The sequence below is a fragment of the Ruegeria sp. A4 genome (genome assembly GCF_056543025.1).
The window spans coordinates 964,239-976,216 of record NZ_JBQGAW010000001.1; the positions used below are offsets into that span (position 1 = coordinate 964,239).

Sequence of the window (11,978 nt, forward strand, 5' to 3'; positions counted from 1 at the left end):
TTCGGCCATATCCTGTCAGCGGTCACTTGGGGATGAGCCGAATGTGCGTTTGGGTTCATCCGGTTTCTGCGGCACTGCGTTCGGACCATCCTGAACTTTGGGTGCCGGGGCACGCATCAGGTCGCGCAGGAACAGAGGGGCGAGACCGGACAACGGATTTACCGAAACTTTGGGCGAGGCAAGCGGGCCGGTCAGGGTGTAGTTGAATCCAAAGACGCCCTCGCCCTTGCGCGTAAACACGCTGCCAACTGCGTTGAGCAGGTATATGGGCGAGATCGCACCGCGCAGGTTCAGCAAGCCGTTCACCGTATCGATGGTGCCATCAAAAGACAGGCCCATCGACGGGCCGACGGCACTGCCGCTGAGCACTTTGATGTCTGTGGGGGTGACACGCATCCGGCTGTCGATTGCTGCAAAAAAGATACCCTGTCCGGCCATTTCATCCAACAGGCCCACAAGGCTGATGGCATTCAGCAAGGCCGCCATGGCCGGGGCGTCGGTTATCCGCGTGTTGGTGATTTTCAGTATCACGTCATAGCTACCCGGTGCCGTCACAGGTTCGAGTTTGAGATTCATTTCTCCGCCCCGCGCCTGTGTCAGTACTCCGGCCGATCGCAGCACGGACCCCGCATCTTGCGACGTCAGGTCAACAGCACTTCGGTTCCCTCTGGGGCTGACCTGCCCTCTGACCGGCGCGCCGCCATTGACCTGCGCGGTGAAGTTCCCTTGTATTCCGCCCGTCGTCTGAAATGCGCCCCGGAACCCGGTCAGCGCGACGGTTTCCGTAACCTGAAGGCGATCCAGAGCCACGTCCAGTTTCGGCCCGGCGCCGCCCCCGCCGCCCGATCCGCCGCTTTCGCCGAAATTCGCGCGGCCCATATCAAGGACGCCGCCAAGCACACGGATATCCGGCATGGCGTTTCCGCGCCCGATCAGCTCTGCCGGAACTGCCAGCCAATCGCCCAGGTCAAAAGAGGTGAAGCGAACCCGGTCGTATTCGCCGTTTTCACGAAACGTAATGGAGGCAGATGTACGCAATCCGGCTGCATTTATGCGCAGACTATCCACCTTCAACTGCGACCCCAAAGTCGCTTCGGCCGTCAGAGAGCCGGTCGAATTGGCCCCCTTTCTCCAACCAAGTTCGGGTATGGCCAGCGCGACACCCTGCAAATCAGACGTGACGGACAATTTCGGGGCAACCCCGGCGCCGAGCCCCAATGTGATATCCGCAATCCCTTTGCCGGTCAGCATCCCCGGAGGCAGACCGGCGCCGATCTCATCCATCAATCGCGGCGACAGCTCGATCTGACCGGTCAGGGTGCTTCGCTGTTCCGACTTGCCGTCTATCGGCTGCCGCCAGAGCGCCGTCAGCGGTACGTCCCCGAACTGCCCCTGCCCCTGAAGCTGAACGCCGGACTGATCACCAGAAAGGTCCAGAAGATCAGCACTGACGTCAAATCCGGGCACCAAGCGGTCACTGAACAGGTTTGCCAGCCGGCCTTCAAAATGGAACTCGGTCTCGTCAAACTTGAGACCCTTTTTCAAGGGCAGGGAAAGGGTTCCGGCCAGCGACACCGTTCCTTTCGCCACATCAACGGGCAACCCCGCCTTGCTGAGCAATTCCAGCGGAGGCCGGTCCAACAACGACAACGCAGCCGTCACGCTGCCTTTGGCCTGAATGCGCGCAATCGCAGGCGCGGATTTCTTGATATCCGTGTCGGGTATGATGAAGGACGTCCCCGACGCATCCACAGCACCGCCGTCATCCGCAATCACGACGCCCTGCTGCGCAGTGACCGTGAACCTGCTGTTGATCAGGCTGGCCTGACCTTGCGCCTTTTCGATCGGCGGAAGCGTTTTGACAAACCGGATCTTCGCCTTTTCAAATCCGAAATCCAGATAGAGATCCGGTTTCGATCCGGGCAGCAGGCGCAGGGCAAAGTCCATATCCGAAAGGACCCCTTCGTACAGGTTTTCGGTCACCCACTCTCGCGGTTTCGGGGCCAGACGTTCGGGCCAGTATCCCAGAACCTTGTCCGACGTCATTTGATCCAGATGTGCGTCCAGCTTGACGGCCCAGCCATCCGGCCGCCCGGTCAGGACGCCAAAGGCACGCACCGTGTGACCCGGATCTTCTATGGTCATCTGACCCAGATGCAGCCGGAACGGGTTGAGGGCCATATTGAAATCCAGGCTGGCCCGCGAAAGCTGAAGAGGTTGCGGGAACAGGTTTGCCGGGTTCACGTTGATACCGGACAGCCGCAACTGTGCAGACAGGCTGTCCAGCACGCCATCTTCTGCACCTTCCAGATACGCCTTTCCGTCAGCCTGAACCTCACCCCAGGCCGAGACCACCGAAACTTCGTTGAAATCCAGGATCTGGTCTTCGGGATCATAGGTGAAATAGGTGCGCGCGGATTCGAAGGGAACCGGGCGTGTTTCCGGGTTTGGCTGCACCGCCCCCGCCCCCAGATTCAGCGTGGCGTACAAAGTTCCGATCGCTCCGTTTTCGTCGACACCACCGCGCAAGGCACCCGAGATCGGGGCCCGCAGAACCTGCAACCAGGCAAGGGCAGGCGTTTGGCCCGCGATGTCCTCGGCCGGAAGATCGGTGACCGAGATTCCGAATTGTGCGGCAGGTGTGCCCAGAACACTTGTATAATTGGCCTCGATGGCACTGACATAGTCACGCCCCGCCAGAACCGAAAACCCGGTCGCCAAGCGCACTTCGTTGCCGGCTCGGTTGGCTTGAATATGCCCACCGTCCAGTATCCAGGACCGCCCCTGCCTAAGATCGCGATAATCCAGTGTGATTGCGTCAAGTTCGACTGAAGTCAGTGCAGACAGGGCCGGAGACAGGAAGACCTGATCCGAAGCCTCGATAAGCTGTGCCAGGTTCGGGGCCTCCTGCACCGGTGCGCTGCCGGACCCGACCGTAAGGCTCAGCGCCCCGTCCTCGTCTCGGGTCACGGCGATCTGCGCCCCCCTCAGAATGATCCTTTTGGGTCGGACATGACCCCGCAACAAGGGGCGCATGGCCAGACTGGCGCGCATGTCGGACACCTGCGCAATTTGCCGACCCTCAGCGTCGCTGATGGCCACATCAGTCAGACGCAGACGGGGGCGCCATCCTTCGTGAATGATGAAACTGACATCACCAAACCGGATTTGCAGCCCACCCAATGCCTGTTCAAGCCGCGCTTCGACCCTGTCCCGCAACCAGACGGGGGCGTGCATTCTTTGCCCGACAACCATGAAACCGGTGAACAGCGCCAGAAGTACCAGCACGAAAGTGCCGCGCATGGCCCACAGACCCGCTGCCCGGCGGCGAGACCGGCGGCGCGCGGGCTTGACGGGCCGTGCTCCGTCACCGTCTTCGTGCTGCTTCAAATTGCTATCCACGCCTTCCAACCCGCACGCGTTGCCCTATGATATCAGGCAGCCTTTAAAAACCTTTAGCGGAGTTTCCAATGCCCGACGTTTCAGACATCGCCCCTGACTTCACTTTGCCGCGCGACGGCGGCGGCGAGGTGACGCTTTCGGCGTTGCGCGGTAGCACCGTGGTTCTGTTTTTCTACCCCCGCGATGATACGCCGGGCTGCACCAAGGAATCCATCGGTTTCTCGGAACAACTTCAGGCCTTTGCCGATGCGGGCGCTCAAGTTTTCGGCATCTCGCGCGACAGCGTCGCCAAACATGACAAATTCGTCGCCAAGCATGGGCTGACCACACCGCTGTTATCGGATGAGAACGCGACCGTCTGTGAAGACTACGGCGTGTGGGTCGAAAAAAACATGTACGGGCGCAAATCGATGGGGATCGAGCGTTCGACTTTCATCATCGACCCCGAAGGCAAAATTGCCCGCGTTTGGCGCAAGGTCAAAGTTCCCGGCCACGTGGACGAGGTGCTGGAAGCCGTGCGCGCGCTGTAACGCCCTCGACCACGGTCGCCATCCGGTTTAAGAGCCACAGGATCAACCAGGCGGAGAATAATGGTGTCCAAATCGCTGACCCAGATGGCGACCGAAGTTCTTGCAACGGCGGAAGGTCGGGAAAAGACCGCCCTGTCCAAACAGCACGCCGCCGCGTGGTTTGCCTCGCGCAAGGGCGACGCGCCCCCGATCGAGATCGGGACGGCGTCACCCCCGCTGCGGCCCGCGCGCCCGGAACGGCCCGAACTCCTGTCTCCGCGCGAGGTGCCAAAGCGCAAACCGGGCACCGAGGCGGGCCGCATCGCCCTTTTGCACGCCGTGGCGCATATCGAACTGAACGCCGTCGATCTGCATTGGGATATCATTGCCCGCTTTGGCCATGTGCCGATGCCGATCGGGTTTTATGACGATTGGGTAAAATGCGCCGAAGAGGAATCGCGCCATTTCGAGATGGTCTGCGATTGTCTGGAACAAATGGGCAGCCATTATGGCGCCTTGCCCGCCCATGCGGGAATGTGGCGCGCGGCCGAGGACACCGCAGACGACCTGATGGGACGGCTTGCGGTCGTGCCGATGGTGCTCGAAGCGCGTGGTCTGGATGTGACCCCCGGCATGATCGAGATCTTTCGCAAGGCCAAGGCCGAACAGGCCATTGCAGCGCTTGAGGTGATCTATGCCGAAGAAGTCGGCCATGTCGCCTATGGGTCCAAGTGGTTTCATTTCCTGTGTGGCCGTGAAAACGCGGACCCCAAGGATGTGTTTCACGCTTTGGTACGCCGGTATTTCCACGGCGTCCTGAAACCACCCTTCAACGAGGAAAAACGGGCCGAGGCCGGGTTGCCGCCCGATTTCTACTGGCCGCTGACCGAAGACCTACCCGCGCCCGGCGATATCACCAACTGACGCCTCAACATGCTTTTCGGCAATTTCCCGCCGATCTTTGGGGGGATTTCTACGCAGTTGGCGCCAGACTGATCAACAAACTTGCCCGAACGCTGCCTGCCCTTTATGCAGTCGGCCCAAGGAGCGGCCGGCACTCACAACCGGTCCCGATCTTGGGGATGAGAGGTAGGACGCGTGCGAACACGTCTGGCAATAAAAATACACTCCGCATTTGAACGGTACTTTCCGGAACGCCGGGTTTTTCTGAAGTCTGACAAAGATACACGTTTTATCCGTCTCAGCTCGGAAACGCAGGTGGTCGCGGTGGCCGGTGTTGCCGTCATGGTCGGATGGACCGCTGTCGCAACTGCCATTCTGCTGATGGACAGCATCGGTTCGGGCAACTTCCGGGAACAGGCGAAACGCGACCAGGCAACCTATCAGGAACGATTGAATGTCCTGTCCGCAGAACGCGACGCCCGTGCGCAGGAAGCCCTCGCCGCTCAGGATCGTTTCAACGCCGCACTGGAACAGATATCCGCCATGCAGTCCGAACTGCTGGCCTCGGAAAACCGCCGTCGCGAACTTGAGACGGGGATCGAAGTCATTCAGACCACGCTGCGCACAACCATGAAACAGCGGGAAGATGCGCGGAAGGAACTGGCGGCGCTGAAGCAGGAAAACAGCAACGCTGACATGTACGTAACGGCCTCCAGCGCGCCGGTTCAGATGGCCTTCATGACAGACGCTCTGGCGCGTACGGCCGAGGAACGCGATCAGATCGCCGCCGACGCCCGGCAAGCACTGGACCAGCGCGATGATCTTGAGCTGGAAATCCGCCTGATGCAGGAACGCAGCGACGAGATTTTCCGGCAGCTGGAAGAGGCCATGGTGATCTCGGTCGAGCCGCTGGACAAGATGTTCCGTCAGGCGGGAATGCCAACAGACCGTATCATCGAAGAGGTCCGGCGCGGATATAGCGGTATGGGCGGTCCGCTGACCCCTTTATCCCTTAGCACGCGCGGTGAGGTGGACGAGTTGTCCGCCGAGGAAGCCCGCGCGAATACATTGCTGAAACAGATGGATCAGCTGAACCTTTACCGACTTGCGGCGGAAAAGGCCCCCTTTGCCAATCCTGTACATTCGGCCGTGCGTTTCACCAGCGGCTATGGCAGCCGGCGCGACCCCAAAACCGGTGGTCGCCGGATGCATAACGGGGTCGATTTCGCAGGGCCGCAAGGCACGGATATCTTTGCGACCGCAGACGGCGTCGTTACCCATGCAGGCTGGCAATCCGGTTTCGGACGGCTTGTGAAAATCAAGCACGCATTCGGAATTGAGACACTTTACGCTCATAACACCAAGATCAACGTGAAGGTTGGTCAAAGGGTCTCGCGCGGGGATCATATTGCTGATATGGGTAGCACCGGACGGTCGACCGGCACGCATCTGCACTATGAGGTGCGCGTGAACGGAAAACCCGTAAACCCAATGACTTACATCAAGGCTGCGAGAAATGTTTTCTAAAAGCAAAATCAACGAGCCCGCATCCAAGGCACCCGAGGCGGCCAAACCAGCCGCTCCGGCGACCCCAGCGGCCCCTGCACCGACCGAGTCGAAACCTGCCACCGCACCCAAGCCCAAGCCGCCTGCGTCGGTTCTGTCTTCGGATCTGCACATCACTGGCAATATCAAAACCTCTGGTGACATACAGGTGGAAGGCACAGTCGAAGGCGACATCCGCGCTCACCTTCTGACAATTGGTGAATCGGCAACGATCAAAGGTGAAGTCACCGCAGATGACGTCGTGATCAACGGACGTATCGTGGGTCGCGTACGTGGCCTCAAGGTGCGTCTGACATCGACCGCACGTGTCGAAGGCGACATCATCCACAAGACCATCGCCATCGAAAGCGGCGCGCATTTCGAAGGGTCTGTACAGCGACAGGACGATCCGCTGAATCCGGGCCGCAGCGCCAAAGCCGGATCGAACCCGGCAGCAGACGTCAAACAGTAATTCGACCCATCAGGTCAGATCGGAAACGCCGCAGGGAGACCAGCGGCGTTTCTTTCTTGCACCGCAGCCTATACCCGGGAAACTTGTTTTGATCCCGCCGGGATCACGTTAGGGTCGGGCCATGTTGATTTTTCTGACACTTATTGCGGTGATCGCCGCAGGTCTGGCCTTTTATTTCTGGTCCAAACGACAGGCGCGCCACGCCCTGTTGGCCGCGCCGTTGACTGACAAACAACGGCAGCTTGTCGACGCTCAGGTCCCGATTTTGCGGAAATTGCCGCAAAGCCTGCGCGCAAAGCTGGAGGGCAAGATCAACTTGTTCCTGGATCAGGTTGAATTCATCGGGTGCGAGGGTCTGGACGTTACCGAAGACATGCAACTGTCCATCGCCGCGCAAGCCTGCCTGCTGGTAGTGAATACCGATCTCTGGTATGACAGCCTGACCACCATTCTGATCTATCCCAGCGCATTCAAATCCAGACAGAGCCGTCACAGCGGCTATGTCGTCACCGAGAAGGAAATCGTGCGCACAGGGGAAAGCTGGAACCGCGGCCCGGTGATCCTGTCCTGGGCGCATAGCCAGCGCGGGGCCATGAACGATCATGACGGCCAAAATGTTGTGTTTCACGAATTTGCACACCAGATCGACGATCTGACAGGGTCGGCCAACGGAGTGCCCGTACTTAGCGACGACCAAAGCTTTTCAGAATGGGAATCCGCATTCCTGACAGCCTATGACGCGCATGTCCGCGCCGTCGAATCCGGGCAGCCAACCGTAATCGACCCCTATGGCGCGGAAGGGCACGAGGAGTTTTTCGCCGTTTCGGTTGAAGTGTTCTTTGAGCGACCAAAGGCCCTGCGCAGGTCGGACCCGGAGGTTTACAAGCAACTGTCCAAGCTGTTTCACGTGGACCCTTCTCAATGGCGCTAAGGGCTTTTCGACCCCTGGTGCGAGGGTGCCGGTAAAATTCCCCGTTCTGCACAATTTAACAAAAGTTAATTTATGAACTACACTTAAGCTCATTGCATTGTGGAGGAAATTTCATGTCATCAAAACTACTGGCCGAGTTCTTCGGCACCTTCTGGCTGGTTCTCGGAGGTTGCGGCAGTGCCGTATTGGCCGCGGGCGTTGCAGATGTCGGCATTGGGTGGCTTGGCGTTTCCTTCGCCTTCGGCCTGACGGTTCTGACAATGGCTTACACGGTTGGCCATATCTCGGGCGGGCACTTCAATCCAGCGGTCAGCCTGGGCTTGATGATCGGCGGGCGGTTTCCGGCAAAGGATCTGCTGCCCTACTGGATCGCTCAGGTCATCGGCGCCATCGCCGCCGCACTGGTTCTGTATCTGATCGTCAGCGGTGCGCCCGACTTCGCCGGCGTCGGGGGATTTGCGTCCAACGGATATGGTGAGGCCTCACCCGGCGGGTACTCTCTGATGTCCGCTCTGGTGATCGAGATCGTGATGACCGCTTTCTTCATCCTGATCATCCTGGGCGCAACCTCGGACAAGGCGCCGGACGGTTTCGCCCCCATCGCAATTGGTCTGGCCTTGACCCTGATCCACCTGGTATCAATTCCGGTCACCAACACTTCGGTCAACCCGGCCCGGTCCACAGGCGTCGCCCTGTTTGCCGACGGCCCTGCCCTGTCACAGCTGTGGCTGTTCTGGGTGGCCCCGCTGATCGGCGGCGCGATCGGTGCTGTCATCTGGAAAGCGATGTCACAAGACGATTGAGTTTCGTTCAATCGACCATAAGGAACAGCCCGGCGCTCTTTGGAACGCCGGGCTGTTTCGGTTCATTCGGTGACGGTGACTTTTTTCATCACGTCGGGCTGTCCCGTAACCGCTCCGGTCTGGGAATGCCCCCGTTTGATCGCATCCACCACGTCCATACCGTCGGTCACCTGACCGACTACGGTGTACTGACCGTCCAGAAACGGGCCGGGTTCGAACATGATAAAGAATTGCGAATTGGCTGAATCCGGGTTCTGCGACCGGGCCATGCCGACCACACCACGATCAAAGGTCAGATCAGAAAACTCAGCCGGCAGATCCGGGCGGTCTGACCCACCACGCCCGGCATACCGCATGTCAAAGCCGTTCGCGGTGGAATTGCCGTATTGAACATCGCCGGTCTGGGCCATGAAACCTTCGATCACGCGGTGGAACACCACACCATCATACTTGCCGTCCGCAGCCAGTACCGTGATCTGTTCCACGTGCTTCGGCGCGACATCTTCGAACAGATCGATGGAGATCGTGCCATTGGCCCCTTCCCCTTCGACCTCGATCTGCAAACCACTGGCCAGCGCCGGGCTTGCCAGCAAGGCAAAGGCGGCGGCAAGCTTATACATCTGCGGCCACCTTGACGCTGATCATGCGGTCGGGGTTCGCAGGCGGCTCGCCACGAACGATCGCGTCCACATGCTCCATGCCTTCGATGACACGGCCATAAACGGTGTACTGACCGTTCAGGAAGTGGTTGTCCTTGAAGTTGATGAAGAACTGAGAGTTGGCCGAATCCGGGTTCTGCGACCGGGCCGCGCCCAGCGTACCGCGATCATGGGGCAGCTTGGAGAACTCTGCCGGCACGTTCGGCAGCGACGAACCGCCGGTGCCCGCCATACGCAGGTTGAACCCATCTTCCATGTCGCCATGCTGCACGTCACCGGTTTGGGCCATGAAGCCGTCGATCACTCGGTGAAAGGCCACGTTGTCGTATTCTCCGCTGCGGGCCAGTTCTTTCATCCGCGCGCTGTGCAAAGGCGCCACATCCGGCAGCAGCTCGATGACGACATTGCCGTCTTTCAGCTCGATGATGATCGTGTTTTCGGGATCCTTGATCTCGGCCATGAGGCCCTCCTGTCGTTTATCTTGCGCAAATACCTATGACGCACGCGTACGAATGCCAAGTGACGCATTGACCTGAGGGCAAATTGCAGGAAAAGAACCGCCTAAATCATTTGCCAATGACAAGGATCGCACAATGGGCTGGAAAACACTGGACGATATGGACCTGAACGGCAAACGCGTACTTGTGCGTGTGGATATCAACGTGCCCGTGGTTGACGGTGTTGTGACCGACGCCACCCGCATCCAGAGAATCGTGCCGACGGTGCGCGATATTCTGGCCGCAGGCGGCAAACCGATCCTTCTGGCCCATTTCGGCCGCCCCGGAGGAGAGCGGCGCGAGAACCTGTCGCTCAAGCAACTGGTTCCGACCCTCGAAAGCGCTTTTGGCACCAAAGTCCTGTTTGCCGCCGACTGTGTCGGAACCGAGGCCGAACTGGCGGCGCAGGCGTTGCAGCCCGGCCAGGTGCTGTTACTTGAGAACACGCGTTTTCACGCGGCCGAAACCAAGAACGATGCTGATCTGGCCGCAGGTATGGCCAGGCTGGGCGACGTATTCTGCAACGACGCGTTTTCAGCGGCGCACCGGGCCCACAGCTCGACCGAGGCCATCGCGCGCCTGCTGCCCGCCTGCGCCGGTCGTTTGATGCAGGCCGAGTTGCAGGCACTGGAAAGCGCGTTGGGCGCGCCCGAACGCCCCGTGACAGCGGTTGTGGGCGGGGCCAAGGTTTCGACCAAGCTGGAACTGCTGGGCAATCTGATCGACAAGGTCGATTATCTGGTGATCGGTGGCGGCATGGCCAATACGTTCCTCGTCGCGCAAGGTATCAGCGTCGGAAAATCGCTGGCCGAAACTGCGATGAAGGACACCGCTGCCGAAATTCTGGCCAAGGCCGAAAGCACCGGCTGTCAGATCGTTCTGCCACGTGACGTCGTGGTTGCCGAAACGTTTGAAGCCAATGCCCCTCATCAGGTTTTGCCTGCGGATCAATGCCCCGACGATGACATGATCCTGGACGCTGGCCCAGAAAGCGTGGCCGCGATCATCGAGATATTCGAAAAAAGCAAAACCCTGATCTGGAACGGACCGCTGGGCGCATTCGAACTGGAACCGTTCGACGCCGCCACCAATGCCGCCGCCTTAAAAGCGGCCGCGCTCAGCCGTTCGGGCCAGCTGATCTCGGTCGCCGGAGGTGGAGACACGGTTGCTGCCCTGAACGCCTCGGGTGCCGCCAAGGACTTCACCTATATCTCGACCGCGGGTGGCGCGTTTCTGGAATGGATGGAAGGCAAAACGCTGCCCGGTGTCGCAGCGCTGGATCAGTAAGCACCACTTGCCGCCTTTGATCGCCTGATATGGTCCATGGTAGTATCCCCTTTTGAACGGGGGATATTGCCGTGAAGCCAATTTACCTTCTTGCCCTAATGATCCTGCCCTGCTCTGCCGCAGCTCAATCCAGTTGCGGCGGCCAAACCCAGCTTGACGCCAATTTCTGCGCCAAGGAACAATGGGAGGCCGCAGATCGTGAACTCAACCGGCTGTGGGCTCAGATCAAGCCCGCAGCTGATGCGCGCGGCGACGGTGATGCCCTTCTGACCGAACAACGTGCCTGGTTGAAGGCCCGAGACGTAACCTGTGACAAGGAATTGTCGGGCGGCGGCAGCGCTGCGCCGATGTTCTACTGGACCTGCATGAAAGAACAGACCGTCGCGCGAAATCAGGCGCTAGAATCATGGCGCTGACGCGGATCAGGACGCGCTTAAATTACTGATGAAAAAATCGAAACAGGGGATTCACAACCCGAATCACCTGTGACATAGTGTGTTCAGATGCTCGCAAAGGGCACGTTTTTGAGGCTGGTTTTCATACGGCGGTAAACAGAGTGTCCCGTTCCCATCGGCCCGGTTTGGGCTCAATCATCTTCTTCTCGGTGGCTTTCATGCTTGGTGTGTATTTCACCTTTGCCGCCGTACAAGGTGACTATGGCCTGTTTCGGCGGGTCGAAATTGCTGCGGAACGGGACGCCCTGTCACAGGACCTGGAAAAGCTGAATGCCCAAATCGCCGAATTGGAAAACCTGACTCGGCGCCTGTCCGACACTTATCTGGATCTTGACCTGCTCGATCAGCAGGCGCGTTCGGTTCTTGGCATGATCCGGGCGGATGAGATCGTGATCCGCTGATCCTTTTTGGGCTGCCGGACGCCTTCGGACCATCGTCGCACCGCTTTGCCTGTCGGCTGCGCCACGCCCGCGCGGACGCTGCGTCACATTTCCCCTCGCCAGAAAGCCCCAAAT

General features: G+C 59.5%; 12 protein-coding genes. 9 read left to right on the forward strand and 3 right to left on the reverse strand.

All coding sequences use genetic code 11. The annotated features are described in order from the left end of the window. Positions 1–15: 15 nt before the first annotated feature. Positions 16–3,402, reverse strand: a complete 3,387-nt coding sequence (locus ACR0E2_RS04785; protein ID WP_480445430.1) for a YhdP family protein — start codon at positions 3,400–3,402, stop codon at positions 16–18. A gap of 68 nt (positions 3,403–3,470) precedes the next feature. Here ACR0E2_RS04785 and ACR0E2_RS04790 point away from each other — a divergent pair, with 68 nt between their 5' ends. The 6 genes from ACR0E2_RS04790 to aqpZ all read left to right on the forward strand — a co-directional run bounded on the left by ACR0E2_RS04790 (position 3,471) and on the right by aqpZ (position 8,565). Continuing rightward, a complete protein-coding gene (locus tag ACR0E2_RS04790) occupies positions 3,471–3,932 on the forward strand; it encodes a peroxiredoxin (protein ID WP_170343959.1) in 462 nt (153 codons plus the stop codon). Positions 3,933–4,016: 84 nt separating this feature from the next. Continuing rightward, a complete protein-coding gene (locus ACR0E2_RS04795; protein WP_480446180.1) occupies positions 4,017–4,835 on the forward strand; it encodes a ferritin-like domain-containing protein in 819 nt (272 codons plus the stop codon). Positions 4,836–5,009: 174 nt separating this feature from the next. Continuing rightward, positions 5,010–6,341, forward strand: a complete 1,332-nt coding sequence (locus ACR0E2_RS04800; protein WP_171115427.1) for a DUF5930 domain-containing protein — start codon at positions 5,010–5,012, stop codon at positions 6,339–6,341. Continuing rightward, a complete protein-coding gene (locus ACR0E2_RS04805) occupies positions 6,331–6,831 on the forward strand; it encodes a bactofilin family protein (protein WP_117868644.1) in 501 nt (166 codons plus the stop codon). Before ACR0E2_RS04800 ends, ACR0E2_RS04805 begins: the two co-directional genes overlap by 11 nt. Positions 6,832–6,952: 121 nt before the next feature. Continuing rightward, positions 6,953–7,762, forward strand: a complete 810-nt coding sequence (locus tag ACR0E2_RS04810; protein WP_480445432.1) for a M90 family metallopeptidase — start codon at positions 6,953–6,955, stop codon at positions 7,760–7,762. Positions 7,763–7,875: 113 nt separating this feature from the next. Next, complete coding sequence (gene aqpZ / locus ACR0E2_RS04815; RefSeq protein WP_480445433.1) at positions 7,876–8,565, forward strand: aquaporin Z; 690 nt, start codon at positions 7,876–7,878, stop codon at positions 8,563–8,565. Between the two features lie 62 nt (positions 8,566–8,627). Here the strand turns inward: aqpZ and ACR0E2_RS04820 are convergent, their stop codons facing one another. Continuing rightward, positions 8,628–9,185, reverse strand: a complete 558-nt coding sequence (locus tag ACR0E2_RS04820; protein ID WP_171231444.1) for a peptidylprolyl isomerase — start codon at positions 9,183–9,185, stop codon at positions 8,628–8,630. Next, complete coding sequence (locus ACR0E2_RS04825; protein WP_152458298.1) at positions 9,178–9,684, reverse strand: peptidylprolyl isomerase; 507 nt, start codon at positions 9,682–9,684, stop codon at positions 9,178–9,180. Before ACR0E2_RS04825 ends, ACR0E2_RS04820 begins: the two co-directional genes overlap by 8 nt. Before the next feature lie 133 nt (positions 9,685–9,817). Between ACR0E2_RS04825 and ACR0E2_RS04830 the strand changes: the two genes are divergently transcribed. The 3 genes from ACR0E2_RS04830 to ACR0E2_RS04840 all read left to right on the forward strand — a co-directional run bounded on the left by ACR0E2_RS04830 (position 9,818) and on the right by ACR0E2_RS04840 (position 11,864). After that, positions 9,818–11,008, forward strand: coding sequence for a phosphoglycerate kinase (locus ACR0E2_RS04830; protein WP_480445435.1), 1,191 nt, complete (start codon positions 9,818–9,820; stop codon positions 11,006–11,008). A gap of 98 nt (positions 11,009–11,106) precedes the next feature. After that, the gene (locus ACR0E2_RS04835) at positions 11,107–11,424 is read left to right on the forward strand and encodes a lysozyme inhibitor LprI family protein (protein ID WP_254430079.1); all 318 of its coding nucleotides are present in this window, start codon (positions 11,107–11,109) and stop codon (positions 11,422–11,424) included. Between the two features lie 140 nt (positions 11,425–11,564). Further along, positions 11,565–11,864 carry an FtsB family cell division protein gene (locus ACR0E2_RS04840; RefSeq protein ID WP_171115419.1) on the forward strand — a complete coding sequence of 100 codons (300 nt, stop codon included), beginning with the start codon at positions 11,565–11,567 and terminating at the stop codon, positions 11,862–11,864. Positions 11,865–11,978: the final 114 nt, after the last annotated feature.